The sequence below is a fragment of the Streptomyces sp. 2A115 genome (assembly GCF_052245575.1).
Lineage (GTDB): Bacteria > Actinomycetota > Actinomycetes > Streptomycetales > Streptomycetaceae > Streptomyces.
In genome coordinates this window covers 24,464-49,639 of the sequence record NZ_JBQQCG010000072.1, presented here as the reverse complement: position 1 = coordinate 49,639, position 25,176 = coordinate 24,464, and the positions used below count along the sequence as shown (strand labels likewise).

21 protein-coding genes are annotated in these 25,176 nt (G+C 69.3%); 12 read left to right on the top strand and 9 right to left on the bottom strand.

Annotation, left to right across the window (positions count from 1 at the left end):
- Positions 1–268: 268 nt before the first annotated feature.
- Together ACTWQR_RS41780 and ACTWQR_RS41775 are read left to right on the top strand one after the other, a co-directional pair.
- Complete coding sequence (locus ACTWQR_RS41780; protein ID WP_443232492.1) at positions 269–2,266, top strand: glycosyltransferase family 2 protein; 1,998 nt, start codon at positions 269–271, stop codon at positions 2,264–2,266.
- Positions 2,267–2,269: 3 nt separating this feature from the next.
- Entirely contained in the window at positions 2,270–4,249 is a 1,980-nt protein-coding gene (locus ACTWQR_RS41775) for a galactose oxidase-like domain-containing protein (protein WP_443232491.1), read from the top strand.
- Positions 4,250–4,403: 154 nt separating this feature from the next.
- Here the strand turns inward: ACTWQR_RS41775 and ACTWQR_RS41770 are convergent, their stop codons facing one another.
- Complete coding sequence (locus ACTWQR_RS41770; RefSeq protein ID WP_443232490.1) at positions 4,404–5,420, bottom strand: glycoside hydrolase family 6 protein; 1,017 nt, start codon at positions 5,418–5,420, stop codon at positions 4,404–4,406.
- A gap of 177 nt (positions 5,421–5,597) precedes the next feature.
- Positions 5,598–6,581: a DUF5937 family protein gene (locus tag ACTWQR_RS41765; protein ID WP_443232489.1), complete on the bottom strand. Its 984-nt coding sequence runs from the start codon at positions 6,579–6,581 to the stop codon at positions 5,598–5,600.
- 88 nt (positions 6,582–6,669) lie between these two features.
- Between ACTWQR_RS41765 and ACTWQR_RS41760 the strand changes: the two genes are divergently transcribed.
- The 4 genes from ACTWQR_RS41760 (at position 6,670) to ACTWQR_RS41745 (ending at position 10,866) form a co-directional block, all read left to right on the top strand.
- A complete protein-coding gene (locus tag ACTWQR_RS41760; protein WP_443232488.1) occupies positions 6,670–8,049 on the top strand; it encodes an MFS transporter in 1,380 nt (459 codons plus the stop codon).
- A gap of 56 nt (positions 8,050–8,105) precedes the next feature.
- A complete protein-coding gene (locus tag ACTWQR_RS41755; RefSeq protein WP_443232487.1) occupies positions 8,106–8,615 on the top strand; it encodes a MarR family winged helix-turn-helix transcriptional regulator in 510 nt (169 codons plus the stop codon).
- Positions 8,616–8,718: 103 nt separating this feature from the next.
- Positions 8,719–9,057 (top strand): DUF3817 domain-containing protein, encoded by a 339-nt coding sequence (locus ACTWQR_RS41750; protein ID WP_443232486.1) that lies wholly within the window; start codon positions 8,719–8,721, stop codon positions 9,055–9,057.
- Between the two features lie 108 nt (positions 9,058–9,165).
- On the top strand, positions 9,166–10,866 hold the full coding sequence (locus tag ACTWQR_RS41745) for an acyl-CoA mutase large subunit family protein (RefSeq protein WP_443232485.1): 1,701 nt from the start codon (positions 9,166–9,168) through the stop codon (positions 10,864–10,866).
- 286 nt (positions 10,867–11,152) lie between these two features.
- Here the strand turns inward: ACTWQR_RS41745 and ACTWQR_RS41740 are convergent, their stop codons facing one another.
- Positions 11,153–11,776, bottom strand: coding sequence for a TetR/AcrR family transcriptional regulator (locus ACTWQR_RS41740; protein WP_443232484.1), 624 nt, complete (start codon positions 11,774–11,776; stop codon positions 11,153–11,155).
- Between the two features lie 222 nt (positions 11,777–11,998).
- On the opposite strand from ACTWQR_RS41740, the gene ACTWQR_RS41735 reads away from it, so the two are divergent.
- The 4 genes from ACTWQR_RS41735 to ACTWQR_RS41720 all read left to right on the top strand — a co-directional run bounded on the left by ACTWQR_RS41735 (position 11,999) and on the right by ACTWQR_RS41720 (position 16,237).
- Positions 11,999–12,985, top strand: a complete 987-nt coding sequence (locus ACTWQR_RS41735; RefSeq protein ID WP_443232483.1) for a tetratricopeptide repeat protein — start codon at positions 11,999–12,001, stop codon at positions 12,983–12,985.
- Between the two features lie 622 nt (positions 12,986–13,607).
- Positions 13,608–14,249: a DUF6230 family protein gene (locus ACTWQR_RS41730; RefSeq protein WP_443232482.1), complete on the top strand. Its 642-nt coding sequence runs from the start codon at positions 13,608–13,610 to the stop codon at positions 14,247–14,249.
- Positions 14,250–14,355: 106 nt separating this feature from the next.
- On the top strand, positions 14,356–14,907 hold the full coding sequence (locus ACTWQR_RS41725; protein ID WP_443232481.1) for a DUF6114 domain-containing protein: 552 nt from the start codon (positions 14,356–14,358) through the stop codon (positions 14,905–14,907).
- Positions 14,897–16,237, top strand: a complete 1,341-nt coding sequence (locus ACTWQR_RS41720) for a hypothetical protein (RefSeq protein ID WP_443232480.1) — start codon at positions 14,897–14,899, stop codon at positions 16,235–16,237. The genes ACTWQR_RS41725 and ACTWQR_RS41720 overlap by 11 nt, the downstream gene beginning before the upstream one ends.
- Positions 16,238–16,342: 105 nt before the next feature.
- Here ACTWQR_RS41720 and pyk read toward each other — a convergent pair whose 3' ends face one another.
- From pyk to pta, 3 genes are all read right to left on the bottom strand, one after another.
- Positions 16,343–17,761 carry a pyruvate kinase gene (pyk, locus tag ACTWQR_RS41715; protein ID WP_443232479.1) on the bottom strand — a complete coding sequence of 473 codons (1,419 nt, stop codon included), beginning with the start codon at positions 17,759–17,761 and terminating at the stop codon, positions 16,343–16,345.
- Positions 17,762–17,834: 73 nt separating this feature from the next.
- Positions 17,835–19,121 carry an acetate kinase gene (locus ACTWQR_RS41710; protein WP_443232507.1) on the bottom strand — a complete coding sequence of 429 codons (1,287 nt, stop codon included), beginning with the start codon at positions 19,119–19,121 and terminating at the stop codon, positions 17,835–17,837.
- 38 nt (positions 19,122–19,159) lie between these two features.
- Positions 19,160–21,274: a phosphate acetyltransferase gene (gene pta / locus ACTWQR_RS41705; RefSeq protein WP_443232478.1), complete on the bottom strand. Its 2,115-nt coding sequence runs from the start codon at positions 21,272–21,274 to the stop codon at positions 19,160–19,162.
- Positions 21,275–21,557: 283 nt separating this feature from the next.
- Here pta and ACTWQR_RS41700 point away from each other — a divergent pair, with 283 nt between their 5' ends.
- Complete coding sequence (locus ACTWQR_RS41700; RefSeq protein WP_443232477.1) at positions 21,558–22,583, top strand: ATP-dependent 6-phosphofructokinase; 1,026 nt, start codon at positions 21,558–21,560, stop codon at positions 22,581–22,583.
- Between the two features lie 219 nt (positions 22,584–22,802).
- On the opposite strand, the gene ACTWQR_RS41695 is transcribed toward ACTWQR_RS41700, so the two are convergent.
- Positions 22,803–23,528, bottom strand: a complete 726-nt coding sequence (locus tag ACTWQR_RS41695) for a helix-turn-helix domain-containing protein (protein ID WP_443232476.1) — start codon at positions 23,526–23,528, stop codon at positions 22,803–22,805.
- Positions 23,529–23,748: 220 nt separating this feature from the next.
- On the opposite strand from ACTWQR_RS41695, the gene ACTWQR_RS41690 reads away from it, so the two are divergent.
- Positions 23,749–24,195 carry a PPOX class F420-dependent oxidoreductase gene (locus ACTWQR_RS41690; protein ID WP_443232506.1) on the top strand — a complete coding sequence of 149 codons (447 nt, stop codon included), beginning with the start codon at positions 23,749–23,751 and terminating at the stop codon, positions 24,193–24,195.
- 154 nt (positions 24,196–24,349) lie between these two features.
- On the opposite strand, the gene ACTWQR_RS41685 is transcribed toward ACTWQR_RS41690, so the two are convergent.
- Together ACTWQR_RS41685 and ACTWQR_RS41680 are read right to left on the bottom strand one after the other, a co-directional pair.
- Complete coding sequence (locus ACTWQR_RS41685) at positions 24,350–24,838, bottom strand: hypothetical protein (RefSeq protein ID WP_443232475.1); 489 nt, start codon at positions 24,836–24,838, stop codon at positions 24,350–24,352.
- 168 nt (positions 24,839–25,006) lie between these two features.
- Entirely contained in the window at positions 25,007–25,138 is a 132-nt protein-coding gene (locus tag ACTWQR_RS41680; RefSeq protein WP_443232474.1) for a hypothetical protein, read from the bottom strand.
- Between the last annotated feature and the right edge of the window lie 38 nt (positions 25,139–25,176).

The following is a 25,176-nucleotide window of genomic DNA, read 5'->3' as shown; positions in this document are numbered from 1 at the left end:
ACCTCAGCCCCCACCGGCCGGCACCCGGCCCTCGGCGTGAGGGGACGTGCCGGGATGTCCGAGCGCCACGCTTCCCGGCCGACCCGACTACCTCAGAGTGGCGCTCGGATGTCCCGGTGCGTCCCCGCCCCACATCCAATCCAGGGGCGCGGGGAACTGCGCGACCAGCCCCCACCCACCAGCACCCAAAAAACCACCCCCCGCCCAACCGCCGGAGGCAACCCGCCTGGACCCCCTCAGTTCGACACGCCACCCAAAAGCACCTTTTGTGAGGGTATCGGCAGTTCGACATCTGGAGGGCGCTGTGCGGCCGGAGGGCTACGACTACGACACCCACAGCCGACTGGCCGGACCGCTCACGGAGCCGTCCGGTACCGCGTACCGGGTGCAGTACACCAAGCTCCTCTCCCGAGAGCCGCACCGAATACGGGCCGTGCTCCTGATGACCTTCGCCCCGGTGCTCACCGGCCTGCTCCTCGTCTACCTGGTGTGGCCCACTCACTGGGTGGCCAGAGAGGGGGGCGCCCGCTGGCTGGTCGGTTTCGACGTCACGATGCTGATATCCATCGGGCTGATCGAGCTGTTCATGGTCGTCAACGTGGTGTCCATCGCCCACGCGACCATGGTCGCCAGGGACCCGATCCCCGTCACCCCGGAGCAGGGGACCAAGGTCGCCTTCCTGACCACCTACGTTCCGGGCAAAGAACCCCTCGCCATGGTCCGCGCCACCCTGGAGGGCGCGACCCGCGTCACCCACACGGGCCCCCTCGACGTCTGGCTCCTCGACGAAGGCAACGACGACCAGGTCAAGGCACTCTGCGCCGAACTCGGCGTACGGCACTTCACCCGCCACGGTGTCCCCGAGTGGAACCGGGCCAAGGGCGTCCACAAGGCCCGTACGAAACACGGCAACTACAACGCGTGGATCGCGATGCACGGCAGCGACTACGAGTTCTTCGCCTCCGTGGACACCGATCACGTCCCGCTCCCCGACTTCCTGGAACGGATGATGGGCTTCTTCCGGGACCCGGACGTCGCCTTCGTCGTCGGCCCCCAGGTGTACGGCAACTACACCGCCCCCGTCACCAAGGCCGCCGAGTCGCAGCAGTTCCTCTTCCACGCGCTGATCCAGCGCGCCGGCAACCGCTACCGCGCCCCCATGTTCGTCGGCACCAACAACGTCGTACGCACCGCCGCCGTGAAACAGGTCGGCGGCCTCTACGACTCCATCACCGAGGACATGGCGACCGGCTTCGAGCTCCACCGGCACAAGAACCCGAAGACCGGCCATCACTGGCAGTCCGTCTACACCCCGGACGTGTTGGCCGTCGGCGAGGGCCCCGCTTCCTGGACCGACTTCTTCACCCAGCAGATGCGCTGGTCACGCGGCACGTACGAGACGCTGTTCAAGCAGTACTGGAAGGCTCCGTTCACGATGCCCCCCGGGCGGCTCTTCTCGTACACCCTGATGCTCGTCTACTACCCGATGACGGCCGTCAACTGGCTGCTGGGCATCCTGAGCTGCTTCCTGTTCCTCTGGTTCGGGGCCTCCGGCACCCAGGTCGCCGCCTCCGTGTGGCTCATGCTCTACAGCGACGCCGCCGCGCTCCAGATCGGGCTCTACCTCTGGAACCGGCGACACAACGTCTCCCCGCACGAACCCGAGGGATCGGGCGGCATCGCCGGCATGGCGATGTCGGCCCTGTCCGCACCCATCTACCTCAAGTCCCTGGGCGCGGCCGTGATCCGCCGCCCCAGCCGCTTCGTCGTCACGCCGAAGGGCGGCGACACCAGCCCGGACCGGCTGCTGACGTTCCGTATCCACCTCTTCTGGGCGGCGGTCCTGACGACCTCGCTGGTCGCGTCGTTCGTGCTCGGTCACACGCACGCGGCCATGCGCACCTGGGCGGTTCTCGCCCTGGGCATCTCCCTCGCCCCGGTCGGGGTGTGGCTGGGCAGCAGCCTCAGGGAACGCGGGGCGGCCCCGCAGCGGATCGCCCCCGCCGCCCGGATCCCGGACAGCGAGCCGGCGCCCGAGCCGGCGCCCGAGCCGGCGCTCGCGGGCAGCACGAGCGGCACGAGCGGAACGAGCGGCACGGTCCCCAGCGGTCCGCTGCCCAGCGGGTCGCTTGCCACCGGTTCGCTCTCCACCGGTTCGCTCCCCAGCGGGACGGTCTCCGCCGGGACGGTCTCCAGCAGTACGACCGGGGCGGTCTCCAGCAGGACGACAGGGACGGTCTCCAGCAGGACGACAGGAGGTAACTAGGCCATGGCCTATCGGTCCTCGAAGACGCACCCGACGAAACTCTCGAAGAAGACCAAGAAGACGCTGTTCGGCATCGGCGGCATCGCGGTGCTCGCCGGACTCAACGCCCCGGCCGCGATCGGCTTCGCCTCGGAGAAGTACTACGAGTACAAGATCGCCCAGCCCGGCTACCAGGCGAAGTACGGCTCCTGGAAACGGCTCGACATCCCCAAGGAGTACCGCACCAACGCCATCCACGCGGCCCTCCTGCACACCGGCAAGGTGCTGATCGTCGCGGGGTCCGGCAACGAGCAGAAGAAGTTCGACGAGGGCTCCTTCGACACCGTCCTGTGGGACCCGAGGACCGACACGTTCAAGAAGATCCCCACCCCGGTCGACTTCTTCTGCGCCGGCCACGCCCAACTCCCCAGCGGCAGAATGCTCGTGGCCGGCGGCACCGCCCGCTACGAGCTGCTCGACGGCGAGGTCGAGCGGGCCGGCGGCGGCATGCGCGTGAAGAACGAGAACCCGGACAAGCCGATCGTCCTCAAGAAGGGCACCCGCTTCCGCTCGCCGTCCGGAGTCGAGTACGTCAGCCGCTTCGACGTCACCGTCCCCAAGGCCAAGCGCACACAGGAGATCACGTACAACAGGACGGGCGTCATGCAGCCCTGGAAGACGAAGGTCACCGCGAGCGAGGCCCGCGTCTTCGTCGAGGCCACCAAGGCCGGCCCGCGGTCGGTCACGGACAAGCAGGCCCAGTACGAGATCGTCGGCCTGAAGGGCGAGAAGGCGAAGAACACATACGGCCTGTCCGAGAAGATCACCATGGACAAGCAGGACTTCCAGGGGATCAGGGCCGCCTACGAGTTCGACCCGGCGGCGGAGAAGTACATCCCCGTCGACCCGATGGACAAGGCCCGCTGGTACCCGACCCTCGTCGGTCTGCAGGACGGCCGCGTCCTCGCCGTCTCCGGGCTCGACGACGTCGGCGTGATCGACCCCGGCGACAACGAGATCTACGACCCGAAGACCAAGAAATGGACGCCCGGCCCCAAGCGCTACTTCCCGACCTACCCAGCCCTGTTCCTCACCAAGGGCGGCAAACTCTTCTACCCCGCCTCGAACGCCGGTTACGGGCCCGCCGGACTCGGCCGCGAACCCGGCCTGTGGGACCTGAAGACCAACAAGTTCGACAAGGTGCCCGGACTGACGGACCAGGACGCGACAGAGACCTCCGCGTCCCTGCTGCTGCCCCCGGCACAGGACCAGAAGGTGATGATCCTGGGCGGCGGAGGCGTCGGTGAGTCCAAGAAGTCGACCTCGCGCACGGCCGTCATCGACCTCAAGAAGGACAACCCCGTCTTCAAGGACGGCCCCGACCTCCCCCAGGGCACCCGCTACCTGAACAGCGTGATCATGCCGGACGACTCGGTGTTCACGTCCAACGGTTCGGAGGACTACCGCGGGCGCAGCGCCAGCAACGTCCTCAAGGCGCAGTTCTACGACCCCAGGTCCAACTCCTTCCGCGCGGCCGCCTCGCCCAAGGTCGGCCGCAACTACCACTCCGAGGCGCTGCTGCTGCCCGACGGCCGGGTCGCCACCTTCGGCTCCGACCCGCTCTTCGACGACCAGCAGAACACCAAGCTCGGCCACTTCGAGCAGCGCATGGAGATCTTCACCCCGCCCGTCCTGCACAAGAACGGCAAGAACCGCCCGGTGCTCGGCGACGGCCCGCAGGAGATCGACGGCGAGGGCCGAGCGACCTTCGCCACCCGCCACCCGGACCGGGTCGTGAAGGCTCGCCTGATGCGCCCCAGCGCCGTTACGCACACGACGGACGTGGAGCAGCGGTCCATCGCACTCGGGCTCACCAAGACGAAGGACTCGGTGACCGTGGACGTACCGAAGGACCCGACGCTGGTGCCGCCCGGCTGGTACATGCTGTTCGTGACGGACACGGAGGGTACGCCGTCGGAGGCGAAGTGGATCCAGGTCAAGTGACGGCAGACAGCCAGCTGACGGCAGAACAGCTGACGGATGACGACTGGCAGCTGACGGGTGACCGGCTCTGAAAACCGCCAGTTGTCATCCGTCATCCGTCATCCGTCATCTGTCAGCGGCCACGAGCCGTGCCGCCCTCATCCCAAGTCCTTGTCTACGCCCTGGAGTTGCGCGCCAACCCCAACGCATAGTCCGCCCACCACTGTCCCGCCGCCGGGCCTCCCCTGCACTGCCCGTCCGACTCCCCGGGCCGCTTGATCCACAGGTACGCGTCCACGAGCGGGTCGCCGGTGTCCGTGGTGGGCGGCGTGCCGAGGGCCCGGCCAGGCGGGTTGCACCAGACCTGGGAGGGGTCGCCGTTCAGGGGGCCGTTGCCGTTGCGGCTGGTGTCGACGACGAAGTGCTTGCCGCCGAGGTCCTGCGAGAGCCGGCGGCCGTACTTCTTCGTGGTCTCGTCCGGCTGGAAGTTGGCCACGTTCAGGGCGAAGCCGTCGGCGTTCGCGATGCCGGCGCGCTTGAGACGCTCGACGAGCTTCCCCGACTCCAAGACCCACGCCGGGTTGCCCGCGTCCAGGTAGACCTTGGTGTGCGGCTGCCGCTTCAGCCGCACGATCGCCTCGGCGAGCAGCTGCTCGCGCTCCCCGTGGTACTCGCCCGGTGTGCAGCCGTCCACGATGTGCGCGACCGCGTCGGGCTCCAGGACGACCAGGGCCTTGCTGTCCCCGATGGCCTGCGCGAACCGCTCGATCCACTGCTGGTAGGCGTCCGCGTCGCGGGCCCCGCCCGCCGAGTGCTGCCCGCAGTCGCGGTGCGGGATGTTGTACGCCACGAACACGGCCGTACGCCCCTCCCGGGCCGCCGCCGTGGCCGCCGCCTCGATGTCCGGCTCGGGGTTGTCGCCCGCGGGCCACAGCGCGGCCGGACGGTCCGCGATGCGCTTCAGCAGCCGGGCTTCGTCCGCGCGGCCCTGCCGCTCCCACTGCTGGACCTGCCGGGCGGCGGGGCTCGCCGGATCGACCCAGAACGGGGAGCCGGCCGCCGGGCTCGCCTGTCCGGACGCCTCGCGGACGACGGGGGTGCTGGTGTCGACCTCGGGCGCGGACGAGCAGCCCGCCGCGAGTCCGAGCGCGGCGAGCACCGCGAAGGTACGGGTACGGGTCAGCCGGGACATCCTGCCCCCTTGGGCGAAGGTGACGGTCAGTGACGGTATCCGGCCATCGTTACATAACGGACTTAACCGGCACGGGTGCGACACTGTGGCGGCCGTGAGGGGCATGCAGAGAGGGCGGGAGCAGGAGAGAGGGGAAGGGGGAGAGGGGGCGGAGGGGAGGAGAGGCCTGGCGGTTCGTCAGCCGCCGCCCGACACCAGCGCGATGCCCAGCGGAGTCCGCTCGTACAGCACCTGGTGCCCGTATCGGCGTGAGACGAGCAGGCCCGCCCCGCGCAGCGCCGACAGGTGCGCGGACACGGACGAGGGCGCGAGGCTCAGGCGGTGGGCGAGCGCCGTCGTGGTGGCGGGTTCGTCGAGCGCGGCGAGTACGGTGGCCCGGCCGCGGCCCAGGATCCGTACGAGGGCTTCGGGCGTACGGTCGGACGGTTCGGCCCACAACTCGCCGATGCCCCGCGCCGGATAGGCCAGCGTCGGCTGCCACGGCGGGTCGAAGCCGCTCACCACGTCCGGCCAGGAGAAGACGCTCGGCATCAACACCAGGCCTTGGCCGCCGAGTTCGCGTATGTGCTCGCCCTTCCACTCGACCGTGAGTGTCCCCGCGTCCCACGTGAACCGCGGGTCCAGCTCGGGCAGCAGGCCGCCGAGGCCGACCTCGGCGAGACGGCGCGAGTGGAAGGAGACGTCGGCCTCCAGAAGGTCGCGCAGCCTCGGCCAGTCGGGCTCGATGAGCCTGTGCCAGGCCGTCTCCAACAGGTCGGCCAGCTCCCGGACCGCACGCGCCGGGTCCGCCAGGAGGGCGCGGCCGCGCGGCGACTCGGCGGCGCCCGGAGTGTCCGCGAGCGCCTCCGCCATGTCATCGAGCGCCGCCTCCGGGTCCGCCGCGCGCACCCTCGCGATCTCCTCCTCGAAGGTGGCCGCCGGACCGATCGGCGGCGGGCCGACCCAGTCCGGGGTGTGCCCCCGCTGAGGCATCAGCAGCCACAGCGAGGTGAGGTCCAGTTCGGCGGCCGCCGCGCCGATGCGGCGCAGCCAGCGCGGGTGATAGCCCTGCCGCTTGGGCCGATTGAGGGTGCGTACGGCTTCCTGCGTCTCCCACAGCGGCGAGATCGCGAAGCGGCAGCGGAGGAGATCGTCCTCGCCGAAGTGCATCCGGAACGGCACGACGCCCCTCTCACCCTTCCCGCGGTGAAGATTCGGCTGTCCCCGAAACTCTACGCCGAGCGCCACGCGCGCGTGCACGCTGCCGGACATGCCGGAAGAGAAGAAGGGCACAACGACGGTGCCCGTATCCGAAGAACAGGAACTACCGGAACCGGAAGGACCAGAACCACCGGAACTGGAAGGACCAGAGCCACCGGAACTGGAAGGACCAGAGCCACCGGAACTGGAACCAGAGCTACCCGAGCTGTCCGAAGAGCTGTCCGACGAACCGCGCGAAGCAGCCGTCGGCTACCGGCCCGTCTTCGCCGTACGAGAGTTCCGTGCCGTCTTCCTCGCGCACGCCCTCTCCCTGCTCGGCGTCGTCGTCAGCGAGATCGCGCTGACCGTGCTCGTGTACGGGCTGACGGGGTCGCCGCTGCTCAGCGCGCTGGCGTTCGCGCTGGGCTTTCTGCCCTACATCGCCGGCGGGACCCTGCTGGCCGGGGTCGCGGACCGGTTCCCGGCGCGGCGGGTGCTAGTCGTGTGCGACCTGGTGTGCGCCGGGTGCGCGGCGCTGATGGCGCTGCCGTCGACTCCGGTCGTCGCGCTGCTCGCGCTGCGGTGCGTCATCGCCGCCGTGTCGCCGGTGTTCAGCGGGACGCGGATGGCCACGCTGACCGAGATCCTCGGGGACGGCGACCTGTTCGTGCTCGGGCGCTCACTGTTGCGGATCGTGTCGCAGAGCGCCGTACTCGTGGGCTTCGGGCTCGGCGGCGTCCTGCTCACGTTCGTGTCGCCGCGCGGGGCGCTCGTCGTCACACTGGGCACCTTTCTCGCCTCGGCGCTGCTCCTGCGGTTCGGAACGCGGCGCAGGCCCGCGCGGGCCGGAGGCGGCTCGCTCGTGCGGTACTCGCTCTCCGGCACCCGTGAGGTCCTCGGCGACCGCCGGATCCGGGCGCTGCTGCTGCTTCTGTGGGCGCCGCCGATGTTCGTCGTCGCACCCGAGGCGCTGGCCGCCGCGTACGCGGACGAGATCGGGGTCGGCACGGCCGGGGTCGGGCTGCTGATGTGCGCGATGCCGGTCGGCACCATCGCGGGGGAGCTGTACGCCGGTGCCGCCCTGTCGCCCGCCGCCCGCTCCCGGATCGTGCTGCCCCTCGCCGCCGGCGGCCTGCTGCCGCTTCTCGTCTACCCGCTCCACCCGGGCCTCGGCTGGATCCTGCTCACCCTGCTCCTCGCCGGGTCGACGGGCGCGTACACCCTCGGCCTCGACCGCTGGTTCGTGGACGCCGTTCCCGAGGAGCTGCGCGGGCGGGCCATGACCGTGCACACGGCCGGACTGATGACGATCCAGGGGGTGGGCATGGCGCTGGCCGGGGCCGCCGCGGAGTTCTGGGCGGTCAGCACGGTCGTGGGCGGGGTCGGCGTGCTCGGAACCGTGTGCTGCGTACTCCTGGCGCTGGAGGTGCGGCGTACGGGAAGGGCCTGATACCGAAAGGCGAGACGGGGCTGACCACGATATGACCGGCCGGTAGGGTCTTTGCCGTGCCGAAGCCGCTCAGTCTTCCCTTCGATCCCATCGCCCGCGCCGACGAACTCTGGAAGCGGCGCTGGGGGTCCGTGCCGTCCATGAGCGCGATCACCTCCATCATGCGCGCGCACCAGATCCTGCTCGCGGAGGTCGACGCGGTCGTCAAGCCGTACGAGCTGACGTTCGCGCGTTACGAGGCCCTGGTGCTGCTCACCTTCTCCAAGTCCGGCGAGCTGCCGATGTCCAAGATCGGGGAGCGGCTCATGGTGCACCCGACGTCCGTGACGAACACCGTGGACCGGCTCGTACGGTCCGGGCTGGTCGACAAGCGCCCCAACCCCAACGACGGGCGCGGCACCCTCGCCTCCATCACCGACAAGGGCCGCGAGGTCTGCGACGCCGCCACCCGCGACCTGATGGCCATGGACTTCGGGCTCGGGGCGTACGACGCGGAGGAGTGCCGGGAGATCTTCGCGATGCTGCGGCCGCTGAGAGTGGCCGCGCACGACTTCGACGAGGAGTAGGGCCGGTCGTACGAGTTCGGGCTGGATCGACGCGTTCGGGCCGGGTCGTACCGGCTCGGGGGCGCCCGAAGATCGCCCCAAACCGGCGGTTACGCTCGTAGCCATGAAAAAGAGCGTGCTGACCCGCTACCGCGTCATGGCCTACGTCACCGGTGTACTGCTGATCCTGCTGGTCCTCGGGATGATCGGCAAGTACGTGCTCGACCTGGACGGCGCCGCGGACTTCACGCGTGTCGTCAGCGTCGCGCACGGGTGGCTGTACGTCGTCTACCTGGTCTTCGCCTTCGATCTGGGCTCCAAGGCCAAGTGGCCGATCCCCAAGCTGCTGTGGGTGCTGCTCGCGGGCACCGTCCCCACCGCCGCCTTCTTCGTGGAGCGCAAGGTCAGCCGCGAGCTGGAGGCCAAGGTCACGGACGGCTCGGCCGCGGTCGCCAAGGCGTGAAGCCTTAGGCAGCGCTTCTTGCTTTCTTAGCACCACATACCGCCACAGATGTGATCTGTGGCGGTCTGCCATCGACACTTACTAGGACGTCCTAGTAAATTTGAAGGTATGGACGCTGACGCCATCGAGGAAGGCCGCCAACGCTGGCAGGCACGCTACGACGCCTCACGCAAGCGTGAGGCCGACTTCACCACGCTCTCCGGGGATCCGGTGGAGCCGGTGTACGGACCGCGGCCCGGAGACACGTACGACGGGTTCGAGCGGATCGGCTGGCCAGGGGAGTACCCGTACACGCGGGGGCTCTACGCGACCGGCTACCGAGGGCGGACGTGGACCATCCGGCAGTTCGCCGGCTTCGGGAACGCCGAGCAGACCAACGAGCGCTACAAGTCGATCCTCGCCAACGGCGGGGGCGGGCTCTCCGTGGCCTTCGACATGCCCACGCTCATGGGGCGCGACTCCGACGACGGGCGCGCGCTCGGCGAGGTCGGGCACTGCGGGGTCGCGATCGACTCGGCGGCCGACATGGAGGTCCTGTTCAAGGGCATCCCGCTGGGCGATGTGACGACGTCCATGACGATCTCGGGGCCCGCGGTCCCGGTGTTCTGCATGTACATCGTCGCGGCCGAGCGGCAGGGCATCGACGCGGGCGTGCTGAACGGCACGCTCCAGACCGACATCTTCAAGGAGTACATCGCGCAGAAGGAGTGGCTCTTCCAGCCCGAGCCGCACCTTCGCCTCATCGGGGACCTGATGGAGCACTGCGCGACGAAGATCCCCGCGTACAAGCCGCTGTCCGTGTCCGGCTACCACATCCGCGAGGCGGGTTCGACGGCCGCGCAGGAACTGGCGTACACGCTGGCGGACGGTTTCGGGTACGTGGAGCTGGGTCTCTCGCGCGGGCTCGACGTGGATGTCTTCGCGCCGGGTCTGAGTTTCTTCTTCGACGCGCACCTCGACTTCTTCGAGGAGATCGCCAAGTTCCGTGCCGCGCGCAGGATCTGGGCGCGCTGGATGCGGGACGTGTACGGGGCGAAGTCCGAGAAGGCCCAGTGGCTGCGCTTCCACACGCAGACGGCGGGTGTCTCGCTGACGGCCCAGCAGCCCTACAACAACGTCGTCCGTACGGCCGTGGAGGCCCTGGCGGCGGTGCTCGGCGGTACCAATTCCCTGCACACCAACGCCCTCGACGAGACCCTCGCGCTCCCCTCCGAGCAGGCCGCGGAGATCGCCCTGCGCACCCAGCAGGTGCTGATGGAGGAGACGGGCGTCGCCAACGTGGCCGACCCGCTGGGCGGTTCCTGGTACGTCGAGCAGCTGACGGACCGGATCGAGGCGGACGCGGAGCGGATCTTCGACCAGATCAGGGAGCGGGGTCTGCGGGCCCACCCGGACGGGCAGCACCCCATCGGTCCGATCACCTCCGGCATCCTGCGCGGCATCGAGGACGGCTGGTTCACCGGCGAGATCGCCGAGTCCGCGTTCCAGTACCAGCAGTCACTGGAGAAGGGCGACAAGCGGGTCGTGGGGGTCAATGTCCATCACGGGTCGGTGACCGGGGACCTGGAGATCCTGCGGGTCAGCCATGAGGTGGAGCGGGAGCAGGTACGGGAGCTCGGTTCGCGCAAGGCGGGACGCGATGACGCGCGGGTGCGGGCCTCGTTGGACGCGATGCTCGCCGCCGCGCGGGACGGCTCCAACATGATCGAGCCGATGCTGGAGGCCGCTCGGGCCGAGGCCACGTTGGGGGAGATCTGCGGTGTGCTGCGGGACGAGTGGGGGGTTTACACGGAGCCGGCGGGGTTCTAGGGCCTGTGTGGGGTTGTGATCTGGATCAGGGAGCGGGGCGTGGTGCGTGCGATCGCAAGGCGCCGGGAGGCCCTCGCAGCGGAGCTACCAGGGCATTTCGGCAACGCGGCGAGCGTGCGTGCCACGCCCCGCGAGCCCAGATCACAACCCCACACAGGCCTGGGCGTGCGGCGGCGTTTCTGGATCACTGGGGCCTGATCGGTGGGGTGGATCAGTGGGCGGACAGCGCTGATTTCCGCGCATCGCTGACGGCCGTACGTGGTCTCCGTGCCATGAGGGAGCGGCCTCAGGAGGGTGAAGTCGCGATCAACCCGCTCAGCAGCAGCCGGGTGAAGTCGCGAGCCCAGTTCGCGTCGACGGGCTTCGAGCTCACCAGGGTGCGGTGCACCACCGCGCCGGCCACCACGTCGAAGATCAGGTCCGCGGCGCGGGCGGCCGCTTCGGGGTCGGGCTGCGGAGGGAGCTCGCCGCGGGCCGTCGCGCGGGCGCGGCCCGCCAGGACGAGCCGTTTCTGGCGGTCGACGATGGAGGTGCGGATGCGTTCGCGCAGTGGCTCGTCGCGGGTGCCCTCGGCCACCACCGCCATCAGCGCGGTCTTCGTCTCCGGGCGGCTCAGGATCGTCGCGAACTGCAGCACCACACCCTCTATGTCCGCGGCCAGGCTGCCCCGGTCGGGCAGCTCCAGTTCGTCGAAGAGTGCCGCCACCGCGTCCACCACGAGCTCGTTCTTGCCCGCCCAGCGGCGGTAGAGAGTCGTCTTCGCCACCCCGGCCCGCGTCGCCACGTCCCCCAACGTCAGCCTGGACCAGCCCAGTTCGACCAGGGCCGATCGTGTCGCCTCCAGGATCGCGGCGTCCGCCGCGGCGCTGCGTGGACGCCCGGTGCGCTGGCCGGAACTGCGACTCTGCATGTCAGCGACCATATCCGGCCGTTGTACGGAGTCGTGAGGGAGATCACCGGAGTACGGGTCCCGTGGGCATCGCAGGACAGTTACGCTACGACCCGTAGCGGAAGCGCGTTCGTGCGCGACGACCACGCGGGCGCCAGGTGGGGACCCGGCGCCGAGACACGTAGCGGACCCGGCTTTCACAACGCTTTTCACAGTGGGGCGCGGAGGGGGGAGGATAGACGCATGCAGCCACGGAACATGTCCATGAGCGGAGTCGTCGACCTCGCCGCGGTGAAGGCGGCCCAGGAGGCCAAGGCGAAGGCGGAGCAGGCGCGCGCCGAAGCGGCGAGGCGGGGTGAAGGAGGAGACGCCGGCTCCGGGGTGTCCTCAGCGAGCCTCGTCATCGATGTCGACGAAGCGGGTTTTGAGCAGGATGTCCTGCAGCGCTCCACCGAGGTGCCCGTCGTCATCGACTTCTGGGCCGAGTGGTGCGAGCCGTGCAAGCAGCTGAGCCCGCTCCTGGAGCGGCTCGCCGCCGAGTACAACGGCCGGTTCGTCCTCGCCAAGATCGATGTCGACGCGAATCAGATGCTGATGCAGCAGTTCGGGATCCAGGGGATTCCGGCCGTCTTCGCGGTGGTGGCCGGGCAGGCCCTGCCGCTCTTTCAGGGCGCCGCCCCCGAGGCGCAGATCCGGGGCACCCTGGATCAGCTCATCCAGGTCGCCGAGGAGCGCTTCGGTCTCACCGGCCTGACTGTCGACGCCGACGCGCAGCCGGGCGAGGCCCCGGCCGCTCCCGAGGTGCCGGCCGGTCCGTACGACGCGCTGCTCGAAGCCGCCGTACAGGCCCTGGACGCGGGCGACTTCGGCGGCGCGGTGCAGGCGTACAAGAACGTGCTGAGCGACGACCCGGGCAATACGGAGGCCAAACTGGGCCTCGCCCAGGCCGAGTTGCTCCACCGCGTGCAGGGCGCCGATCCGCAGCAGGTGCGCAAGGAGGCCGCCGACAAGCCCGGTGACGTACAGGCACAGATCGCGGCGGCCGACCTGGATCTGGTGGGCGGTCACGTCGAGGACGCCTTCGGGCGGCTTGTCGACACCGTGGCGCGTACGGCGGGTGACGACCGGGACGCGGCGCGCGTGCGGCTGCTGGAGCTGTTCGAGGTGGTGGGCGCGGACGACCCGCGCGTGACGGCGGCGCGTAGGGCGCTGGGCCGGGCCCTGTTCTGACCAGTCGCTAAACGCCCGGTGCCTGTGGTGCTGGAGTGAAAGATTTGGCGACAGAGCGACACTGCGGCCGCGTTTTACCAAATCTTGGTAAACGCGGCCGCTGTTACTTGGAGTAAGTCAGGGCTGGTGATCTGTCGGTTTCCGTCCAAAGTTCGATCACTTTGTCACCGCCCTTGGGGACACCCAGAGTTGCTGGCCGATACCGGCGGGTCGTTGTTCGGTTATCCGCCCGTTACTAGCCAGTAACGAACCCCCTTGCGGGGGACGCGAGAATGCACCACGATCGGCGACGCTCGGTCCATTCCCCCACCCCGACAGCCAATCGGGTCAAGGGATTTCCTGGGTCCCCACCGAGTAGGAGCCGGCGGCAGTGGCGCCGGTTCCTGGACAGGGGGGTCTCCGCCGTTCGGTGGAGCCTGTCCGGCAGGTTGTGCGTGATGTGCGTCAGGCGCGACCAGAGGTTGTCGCTCGGGGGTGATCGCCGGTGTTTCGGTCGCAGTACGTGCCTCCGAGTACCTGCGCTCTCCTTCCCGAGGACGTAGCACTTCTCCCATCCCTGCCCGGCTGAGCCGCCTTCTGGAGGCAGCCAGGGCCGGAGATGTACGTCCGAGAAGGAGGAAATATGGAGTCCCAGGTGCGTGGCGGGACCAGATGGAAGCGATTCGCGGTTGTCATGGTGCCCAGCGTGGCCGCGACCGCCGCGATAGGTGTCGCCCTGGCTCAGGGTGCTCTCGCCGCGTCGTTCAGTGTTTCCGGTCAGTCGTTCAAGGTGACGGTGGACCGGCTTGATGGTGTTGGCTTCTCGCAGTACGGAGCCATTGATTCGGGTTACACGCTCAAGGGCGAGAAGACGGCGCACCCGGTCGCGGTGTCGGCGTTCAAGTCCGCGACGCTCAAGAACATGTGTCAGTCCGTGGTCACCCCGGACATCCCGCTGCTCGGCTCCGTCAGCCTGACGCTGAAGGCGGGCGGCGGTGACACCCCGGTCAAGGCCGAGAACCTCTATATCGATGTCGAGGATCTCCAAGCCGACGCCGAGTTCAAGAACATCAACATCGGTGTGGCCGCCGGGGACCTGAAGGACGGTCCCGGTCCGGGCATCAAGGGCGGCAAGGAGCAGTCCAACCCGTACGGGTTCGCCCAGCAGGCCGAGACGGCCACGCTGACGGACGTGAAGCAGACGGCGTGGGCGACCACCGCCGGCACCTTCAAGCTCAGCGGCCTGAAGATGTCGCTTTCCAGGGGTGTCAAGGAGTGCTACTAGGCACTCCGTGGGTGGGTGAGGGGGCCTGTGCTGCCTCGCCCACCCGTCCCTTCTCGTAGTACGTGAACCACTCTCACAGCAACGCCGTTCCAGGGAGCTGTTTTCCATGAGCGCCGAGACTCCTGCCGAGACTCCCGCCGCACGCGGTCAATTCACCTACTGGCGGCTGCGGTTCCATGCCTGGCGGGGTGGCCGGCCGTTCTGGGCCGGCCTGTTCATCCTGCTCGGCGGATTCCCGATCGCGTACCTCCCGTACGCGAATCTCCAGATCGGGCATCTCACGCTGGCCATGGCGACGACCGCGGGTGCCGGTTCTCTCATCATCGGTGTGCTCCTGGGCGTTCTCGGAATCAGCCTCTGGTACCAGAAGCACATCCGGACCTTCGCCGGTGTCGCGTCGATCCTGCTGGGGCTGGTGTCGCTCCCGGTATCCAACTTCGGAGGCTTCTTCATCGGCTTCCTGTTCGCCCTGGTGGGCGGCGGCATGGCCGTGGCCTGGGTGCCGGGCGAGGAACCCGACGCGCGCCCGGCCGAGACGGACCGTACGGACAAGGGAGACGCTCCGGAGGCCGTAGCGGCCAACGGGGCGAACGAGCCGAACGATCTGTCAGGAACGAGCCCGACGAACGGGGCGAACGGGAGGCACAGTGCCGGCTGACGAGGTGCGACACGCGGGCTCCGCGGGTGAGACCCGTGAGAGAACCGGGCCGCGGCACGCAGCCCCCAAGAAGCCGTTGTTCACCAGGTTGCAAATGCCCGCGGGCAAGGCGATAGCCATCGCGTCGATGCCGACCGCGCTCATCATGGGCATGGGGTTCACATCGACGCTCGCCCGGGCCGACGACAAGCCACTGGCGAACAACCTGACCGTCGACGAGTACAAGGACTGCGTCGCCGCGATGGAGGACGCGGAGGAGGACAAGGACGCGTCGGCCTCGCCGTCGCCCTCCGCCTCCACGAGCGGTGCCGCGTCCGACGACAAGGAGGAGCAGGGCTCCTCGGGCGGCGACTCTTCCGGCTCTTCCGGCGACAACTCCGCGGGCAACGGCTCGTCGGGCAGCGGCTCTTCGTCGGATTCAGGTTCCGACGACAAGCCCGAACCGACGCCGTCCGCCTCCGAGTCCAAGGCGCCGGCCGAGAACGCCGAACCGACACCGTCACCAACGCCGTCCCCGTCGGAGTCCGAGTCGAAGAACCCGCTCGACCCGCTGGGTATCGGCGAGGCGATCAAGGACATCTTCACGCCCGACGAGGAGGAGACGGCGACCCCCACCCCGACTCCCTCCGCGTCGACCCCGGCGGCCGAGGAGCCCGCCGACAAGCCTGAGGACACGGCCAAGGAAACGGTCGAGGACACGGCCGACACGGCCGACAAGGCCAAGGACGTGACCGACGCGGCATCCGAGGCAGCCGAGGACACCACGGAGAAGGCGGAGGAGGCAGCCGACGAGGCCACCGCGTCCCCGTCGCCCAGCCCGTCCGCGAGCTCCACCACGGCCCCGGAGAACTGCCCGGCCGCCACCGACGACGAGGGCGGACTCGAGCAGGGCATCCCGGCCCTGGCCGACGAGCCCTGGCAGCTGGAGGCCAGCTCGCTGCTGCTCAAGGGCGCCGACTACCAGGGCATCGTCAAGGTGAAGACCGCCAACGGCACGGTCAAGGAGGTCCTGAAGTACGTGATCTCCGACGGCACCGACATCGGTGATCTGCACCAGATCGTCGACGACAAGGATGCCGGGGTGAAGTACCACGTGCAGGGGGCCAAGGGATCGACGTCCACCATCCGTGACGGTAAGACCGTCATGTACACGGAGAGCATCTCCGGCAACCTGCTCGGCCTGGTCCCGATCACGTTCGACCCCGAGCACCCACCGCCGCTGAACATCCCGCTGATCTACTTCACCAAGGTGAAGGTCGTTCAGGCCGCTCAGTTCGGCGGGACGCTGACCATCCCCGGGATGCGCCAGTACAGCACGCCGCTCGGATAGTCCCCCCCCTCGGATAGTCCCCCAAGGCTGTTCCGGGAGCCGCACAACGCTGAGGGCGCCCCCTGCTGCACGCAGGAGGCGCCCTCAGCGGCGTACGGGGGCGGATCAACCGCCCAGGTGGTGCACCCGGACCATGTTGGTGGTGCCGGCGACGCCGGGAGGCGAGCCGGCGGTGATGATCATGAGGTCGCCGTCGTTGAACCGGTTGAGCTTGGCGATCTCGGAGTCGACCAGACTCACCATCTCGTCGGTGCTGTTCACGAACGGCACCAGGTGGGACTCGACGCCCCAGCTCAGCGTCAGCTGGTTGCGCGTGCTCTCCTCCGTGGTGAAGGCCACGATCGGCTGGGCGGCGCGGTAGCGGGACAGCCGGCGGGCGGTGTCACCGGACTTGGTGAAGGCCACCAGGCCCTTGCCGCCCAGGAAGTCCGCGATCTCGCACGCGGCACGAGCCACCGAACCACCCTGCGTACGCGGCTTCTTGCCCGGCACGAGCGGCTGCAGGCCCTTGGAGAGCAGTTCCTCCTCGGCCGCGACGACGATCTTCGACATCGTCTTCACGGTCTCGATCGGGTACGCGCCCACGCTGGACTCGGCCGACAGCATGACCGCGTCCGCGCCGTCCAGGATCGCGTTGGCCACGTCGGACGCCTCGGCGCGCGTGGGACGGGAGTTGGTGATCATCGACTCCATCATCTGGGTCGCGACGATCACCGGCTTGGCGTTGCGCCGGCACAGCTCCACGAGGCGCTTCTGCACCATCGGGACCTTCTCGAGGGGGTACTCGACGGCGAGGTCGCCGCGCGCCACCATCACGCCGTCGAAGGCCGCGATCACGGCCTCCATGTTCGCCACCGCCTGCGGCTTCTCCACCTTGGCGATGACGGGGACCCGGCGGCCCTCCTCGTCCATGATCTTGTGCACGTCGTTCACGTCGTGGGCGTCGCGCACGAAGGACAGCGCCACCAGGTCGCAGCCCATCTTCAGGGCGAAGCGCAGATCGTCGATGTCCTTCTCGGACAGCGCCGGTACGTTCACGGCCGCGCCGGGCAGGTTGATGCCCTTGTGGTCCGAGATCACGCCGCCCTCGATGACGACCGTCTTGACCCGGGAGCCCTCGACCTCGGTGACGCGCAGCTCGACGTTGCCGTCGTTGATCAGGATCTGGTCGCCCATGGAGACGTCGCCGGGCAGACCCTTGTAGGTCGTGCCGCAGATCGACTTGTCGCCCGGGACGTCCTCGGTCGTGATGGTGAACTCGTCACCGCGCTCAAGCTCCACCGGACCCTCCGCGAAGGTCTCGAGGCGGATCTTCGGGCCCTGCAGGTCGGCGAGCACGCCGATGGCGCGGCCGGTCTCCTGGGCGGCGGCCCGGACACGGTCGTATCGCCCCTGGTGCTCGGCGTGCGAGCCGTGGCTGAAGTTGAAGCGGGCCACGTTCATGCCGGCCTCGATCAGCAGGAGAAGCTGTTCGTGGGAGTCGACGGCTGGGCCCAGAGTGCAGACGATTTTGGAACGGCGCATGGGGCGATCCTATCGGTTTGTTTCGCTACGGAATATTCCGTCTGGTGGAAGATACAAATGGGCGGGTACGCGCTCAGGCGTGGCCCTGGCCGGCGCCTCGGGCTTGCCCGTTCGTGTTCCCGTTCCCGTTGCTGTTCCTCACGAGTGCGTAGGTCTGGTTGGCGATCTCCAGTTCCTCGTCGGTCGGCACGACGGCCACCGCGACCCGCGCTCCCTCGGGCGAGACCAGGCGCGGCTCGTCGGACCGTACGGCGTTCCGCTCGCCGTCGACCGCCAGGCCCAGCGCGTCGAGGCCCGCGACCGCCGCCTCGCGCACCGGGGCCGCGTTCTCCCCGACTCCCGCCGTGAAGACGACCGCGTCCACCCGGCCGAGCACCGCGTAGTAGGCGCCGATGTACTTCTTCAGTCGGTGTATGTAGATGTCGAATGCGAGCTGCGCCGGTGCGGCGTCCTCGGCGCCTTCGTCGATCCGGCGGCGGATCTCCCGCATGTCGTTGTCGCCGCACAGGCCGATCAGGCCGCTCTTCTTGTTGAGCAGAGTGTCGATGTCGTCCGTGGACATCCCGCCAACACGCATCAAATGGAAGATGACCGCGGGATCCATGTCTCCGGAGCGCGTACCCATCACGAGCCCCTCCAAAGGCGTCAGTCCCATGGAGGTGTCCACGCACCGGCCGCCCCGCACGGCCGACGCCGACGCCCCGTTGCCGAGGTGCAGCACGATGACGTTCACGTCGTCCGGTGCCTTGCCGAGGAGACGGGCGGTCTCTCGGGACACGTACGCGTGCGAGGTGCCGTGGAAGCCGTAGCGCCGGATGCGGTGCTCGTCGGCGGTCTTCACGTCGATCGCGTAGCGGGCGGCGGACTCCGGCATCGTCGTGTGGAAGGCGGTGTCGAAGACGGCGACCTGGGGGAGGTCGGGGCGCAGGGCCTGGGCGGTGCGGATGCCGGTGAGGTTGGCCGGGTTGTGCAGGGGCGCCACGGGGATGAGGCGCTCGATCTCGTCGAGGACGGAGTCGTCGATGACCGTCGGGTCGGTGAAGGACTGCCCGCCGTGGACGACGCGGTGGCCGATCGCGGCCAGTTCGGGGGAGTCCAGGCCGAGCCCGTCCTTGGCCAGCTCCTCGGCGACGGCCTTCAGGGCGGCCTCGTGGTCGGCGATCCGGCCTGCCGTCTCCCGGGACTCGCCACCGTTCGCCGCCAACGGCGTGTGCTTCAGCCGGGAGCTCTCCTCGCCGATGCGCTCGACGAGGCCCACGGCCAGCCGGCTGCTGTCGCGCATGTCGAGCAGCTGGTACTTCACCGACGAGGAGCCGGAGTTGAGGACGAGGACGCGAGAAGGAAGGGGGGCCGAGCGCAGCCGGTCGGGTAGGGCGGCGGTGGGCGACGGGTGGGAACTCACTGGACGGAAGCCTTCTCGGTCGGGGCCTGGGGCGGAGTCGGAACGGAGGTCTGGGCCTGGATCGCCGTGATGGCGACCGTGTTGACGATGTCTCCGACCAACGCGCCGCGGGACAGGTCGTTGACCGGCTTGCGCAGCCCTTGGAGGACCGGCCCGACGGCGATCGCGCCGGCCGAACGCTGCACGGCCTTGTACGTGTTGTTGCCGGTGTTGAGGTCCGGGAAGATCAGCACGGACGCCTGCCCGGCGACCTCCGACCCCGGCAGCTTGGTGGCCGCGACGGACGGCTCGACAGCGGCGTCGTACTGGATCGGGCCCTCGATCCTCAGGTCGTCGCGGCGCGCGCGCACCAGCTCGGTGGCCGCGCGCACCTTGTCGACGTCCGCACCCGAACCCGACGTACCGGTCGAGTACGAGAGCATCGCGATCCGCGGCTCGACACCGAACTGCTCGGCCGTGGCGGCGGACTGGATGGCGATGTCGGCCAACTGCTCGGCGTTCGGGTCGGGGTTGACCGCGCAGTCGCCGTACACCAGGACCTTGTCGGCCAGGCACATGAAGAAGACCGAGCTGACGATCTTCGCGTCCGGCTTGGTCTTGATGATCTCGAAGGCCGGGCGGATGGTGGCCGCCGTGGAGTGCACGGACCCGGACACCATGCCGTCGGCGAGACCCTCCTGGACCATCAGGGTGCCGAAGTAGTTCACGTCCGACACGACGTCGTACGCGAGCTCGACGGATACGCCCTTGTGGGCCCGGAACTCGGCGTACTTCTCGGCGAAACGTTCGCGCAGCTCGGAGGTCCCCGGGTCGATCAGCTGGGCACCGTCGAGATCGATGCCCAGGTCGGCGGCCTTCTTGCGGATCAGGTCGACCGGGCCGAGCAGCGTGAGGTCGCAGACGCCGCGCCGCAGCAGCACCTCGGCGGCGTGCAGGACGCGGGCCTCGGTGCCTTCGGGCAGCACGACGCGACGCTTGTCGGAGCGGGCCTGCTCCAGGAGCTTGTGCTCGAACATCATCGGCGTGAGACGGCCGCTGCTGGGCGCCGAGACGCGCTTGCGCAGATCGCTCGTGTCCACGTGCCGCTCGAACAGACCCAGGGCCGTCTCCGCCTTGCGGGGCGTCGCGGCGTTCAACTTGCCTTCCATGCCGAACAGTTCGGACGCCGTGAGGAAGGAGGTGGATTCGACCGCCACCACCGGGGTGCCGGGGGCGAGGCGAGCGGCGAGCGTGAGGACCTCGTCGCTGGGGCGCTCGTTCAGGGTGAGCAGGACGCCCGCGATGGGCGGGGTGCCGGCGCTGTGCGCGGCGAGGGCGCCCACGACGAGGTCGGCGCGGTCCCCGGGGGTGACCACCAGGCAGCCCGGGGTCAGGGCGCCCAGGAAGTTCGGCAGCATGGCGCCGCCGAAGACGAAGTTCAGCGCGTCACGGGCGAGCCCCGAGTCGTCGCCGAGGAGCACCTTGCCGCCGAGCGCGCCGGTGATCTGGGCGACCGTCGGTGCGGACAGCGCGGGCTCGTCCGGCAGCACGTAACAGGGCACCGGCAGAAGGTTGTCGAGCCGCTCGTGTATCTCCGCGCGGTCGGCGGGCGCGACCCGGTTCACGACCATGGTGAGCACGTCGCAGCCGAGCCCGTCGTACGCGCGGAACGCGTTGCGGGTCTCCGCGAGCACCGACTCCGAGGTCTGATCGCGGCCGCCCACGACCGGGATCACGGAGGCGCCGAACTCATTCGCCAGCCGGGCGTTGAGCGCCAGCTCGTCCGGGAACTGCGTGTCGGCGTAGTCGGTGCCGAGGACGAGGACCACGTCGTAGTCGCGGGCCACCTTGTGGAAGCGGTCGACGAGCTGCGAGACCAGCTCGTCGCCCCCCTGCTCGGCCTGGAGCGCGGACGCCTCGTGGTAGTCCATGCCGTAGACCGTCGCCGGGTCCTGCACCAGCCGGTAGCGGGCCCGCAGTAGCTCGAAGAGTCGGTCGGGCCCGTCGTGGACGAGGGGGCGGAACACCCCCACCCGGTCGACCTGGCGGGTCAGGAGCTCCATGACCCCCAGCTCGATGACCTGGCGGCCGTCGCCCCGGTCGATCCCGGTCACGTACACGCTGCGCGTCACGCGGTGCTCTCCGTTTCCTCCGACATCGGATATCCGTATTCCTTCGACACCGGATATCCGTAAAAGGGCAGCCGTTATCGTTGGCGGTGCCCACTTGACAATACCTCCGGGCGTGGATAGGGCGCCCGTCACAGCGCCGGGGAAGCGTGTTCACGGAGGCCGGAAGCGGAGCCGGGAGGGCGACGACAGCGGGGCTGCGGAGGCGACGACAGCGGGCCGTGGTGGCCCGTGAAACAATCGGACTGGCTCTCACGTACCAACAGCGAGCAGGAGACACAGCACGATGCGTATCGGAGTTCTCACCGCAGGCGGCGACTGCCCTGGCCTGAACGCAGTGATCCGGTCGGTCGTGCACCGCGCCGTCACCCACTACGGCGACGAGGTCATCGGTTTCGAGGACGGTTACGCGGGACTGCTCGAAGGCCGCTACCGCTCCCTCGACCTGGACGACGTCAGTGGCATCCTCGCCCGCGGCGGCACCATCCTCGGCTCCTCCCGCCTCCAGCGCGACCGGCTCCGGGAGGCCTGCGAGAACGCGCAGGACATGGCCCGTGAGTTCGGCATCGACGTGCTGATCCCGATCGGCGGCGAGGGCACGCTGACGGCCGCCAAGATGCTGGCGGACGCGGGCCTGCCGGTGGTCGGCGTACCCAAGACGATCGACAACGACATCTCGTCCACGGACCGGACGTTCGGCTTCGACACCGCTGTGGGTGTCGCGACGGAGGCGATGGACCGCCTCAAGACCACGGCCGAGTCCCACCAGCGCGTGATGGTGGTCGAGGTCATGGGCCGCCACGCCGGCTGGATCGCCCTGGAGTCCGGCATGGCCGCCGGCGCCCACGGCATCTGCCTGCCCGAACGCCCCTTCGACCCGGCCGACCTGGTCAAGATGGTCGAGGAGCGTTTCTCCCGCGGTAAGAAGTTCGCCGTCATCTGCGTAGCCGAGGGCGCCCACCCCGCCGAGGGCTCCATGGACTACGGCCACGGCGAGATCGACCAGTTCGGCCACGAGCGGTTCCCGGGCATCGGCACGGCACTGGCGTACGAGCTGGAGCGCCGCCTCGGCAAGGAGGCCAAGCCGGTCATTCTCGGCCACATCCAGCGCGGCGGCACGCCGACGGCGTACGACCGCGTGCTGGCGACGCGGTTCGGATGGCATGCGGTGGAGGCCGCGCACCGGAGTGACTTCGGCAGGATGACGGCGCTGCGCGGCACGGATGTGGTGATGGTGCCGCTGGCGGAGGCGGTCACCGAGCTGAAGACGGTGCCGAAGGATCGGATGGACGAGGCGGAGTCGGTCTTCTAGGAGGTTCTGGAAGCAGCTGTCAGTGGGTGCCGGTGGGTGCCGGTAACTGAGTCGGCGGCTGAGCGGCCTTGGTCAAGTTCGGTGCGGTACCGCGCCCTGCAAGGGGCGCGGGGCTGTGACATATGCGGCTCCGCCGCGGGGCGTGACTAGCCCCCACCGGCCCGCGCACGCGGCGGAGGCGCATATCGACACGGCATCACCGTTCTTCCAGCGGAGCGCTCAGCTGCCGTTGCGCTGGACCTCCGACCAGAAGCGGTCGACGATCCGGTCCAGGAATTCCTGCCCCGCGTCGCCGGACCGGGCGGTGGCCGGACCGCCGCTCCAGCTGAGCGTGGCCACCATCTGCCCCTGGTACTCGGTGTGCAGCGCCCGCAGCACATGGCCCACGAGACGTCGGTGCAGCGGCAGCAGCTTGCCCATCGGACGGACGTACGCCTGCCAGCGCGTCGTCACCGCGCTGCGCAGCATCTCAGCCAGCTTCGTCTCGCGGCCGGTGACCGCGACCAGGTCCGGCAGCGAGAGGTCGAGCACCGCGGCGAGCGCAGAGGACTGCCGATCGTTGCCGCGCCATTCGCCGGCCTCCTCCATCCGTACGTACGCGAGGAGTTCCAGTCCCACGGCTCGCGCCACGTCCTCCGCGGCGAGGTTCCGCGCGATCCGGTGCTCGCGCAACGTCCGTGGGGCGCCGATGAGTTCACCGGGCGAGCACCACAACACGCCCGCGAGCGCGGTGAGTTCGGGGTTGCTCGGAGCGGCTGTTCCTCGTTCCCAGGCGGTGACCAGGTCGGGTGTCACGTAGGGCAGTCCGAAGGAGGTCCGCATGCCGTACGCGACGTGTTCGGGCCCCATGCCGAGCGCGTCGCGGAGTTTGCGGGCGGCCGGGGCGTTGAAGGGCGGCGGGGGCGGGGTGGATGGGTTGGGCTGATGGGCCGGCGGCTGGTGCACGCGCACAACGTATGGGTGCGGCGGCGCGGTGACTACGTTCTGTTCGGCCAGGATCACGGATTGTGGGAATCTACGGTTTCGGATGTCCGTCCGAGGCCTGTTCGGGGTCTGTTCGGGGTGGCTGAAGATCAGCTGGTGGGGGTTCGTCGCGGGGGTGAGGATGGCGGGCGAATGGCTCGTATGGGTGGGTCGGGAGAGTGGAGCGAAGGTGGCAAGCGCCTTGAGCAGTATCGATGGGCATATTCGTGAGCGGCTGCTGGCGCCGAACTTCTGGCATCTGGCGACCGTGGGCGCGGACGGGGCGCCGCAGGTTTCGCCCATGTGGGCGGACATCGAAGCGGACGTCGAAGGCGAGTACGTCATGGTCAACACGTCGATCGGCCGCGTGAAGGAGGAAAACACGCGGCGCAATCCGAACGTTTCCCTGTCGCACCACGACCCTGAGAACCCGTACGACCGGGTGGAGATCCGGGGACGGGTCGTGCGGTTCGTCGAGGGGGAAGCGGCGGAGCGGGCGATGGACCGGCTGGCGCGGAAGTACATCGGCGAGGACCGGTATCCGTGGCTGATTTCGGGCGAGCGGCGGGTGATGCTGCTGATCGAGCCGGCTCGGGTGCGGCATGTGGTGGGGGTGGAGCGGTTCCGGGCGGGGGTGCTCCCGGAGTGATGCCGGGGGCACGGGGCAGGGGCGCCGCGCTCGCCACCGTGGTGGAAAGCGAGGGAAGCACGCTCGGTACGTACGTGCTCATCGTGGCCGTGGGCCGGGGATCACATCGCGCGATGCTTCGTCCGGGCGTCGCGCGGCGAATGCGTCAGGTGTGTCAGGCCGTCGCTGCTTGCGCGGACCTGGCGGACTCCGTCGTCCGGGCGGAGGGCTCGGTGGCGGCCTGCGGGCGCTGCCCCGCCTCTCCCTCGGCGGCGCGCCTGCGTGCCGCCTCCTCGCGGGTGATCACTTCGGTGGCGGCGCCGATGGCGACCGCGATCGGCCACTCGACGGCTCCGGCCACGGCCATGCCGCCCAGGAGGCCGTAGTAGGCCAGCTTGCGGGGCGAGGGCAGCAGCGAAGTGGCTGCGCGGGCGCCGGCGCGGGCGCCCGTGAACATGTCGCCCGGGGTCACGTAGGGAATGGGAACCCGCGGGTGCGCGGTGTGCATGTGCACCACCTTGCCGCCCGTCGGCTTCTCCTGACCGCGCGCCTCTTCGTCGCGGCGCTCCGCGGTTGCCTGCTCAGGCGGTGTCTGCTCCGCCGGTCCGGTCGCGGGGGCGGCCTGTCCGGCTTCGGATCGGGTCGTCTCGGTTTGGGGCGTCAAGCCCTGGGTCGGTGGTTGATCTTGCGGGGACTGCTGCGTATTCGGGGAAGTCATCTCCGTCCTCCCATGCTGGGGAGCGTGAGGCCTTCCTCGTAGCGCCTTCCATCCCTGGACATCGATAAACGCACAAAAGCGACGAAATGGTAACTGCGGTGTGAGGTGGCCAGGTCAGGCGTGAGCGGCCACCGGACGCCCGCTGTCGGCGAACGCCTTCCAGAGCTGGATGGACAGGCGAATCAGAGCGGCCTCGAGCAGGGCGACCGCCACCTGGGTCAGAATCGTGGCGAGGATGTGCGGCATGGTCGGCCGCCTTTCGTGTGCGGAGCGTCGGGTACCGA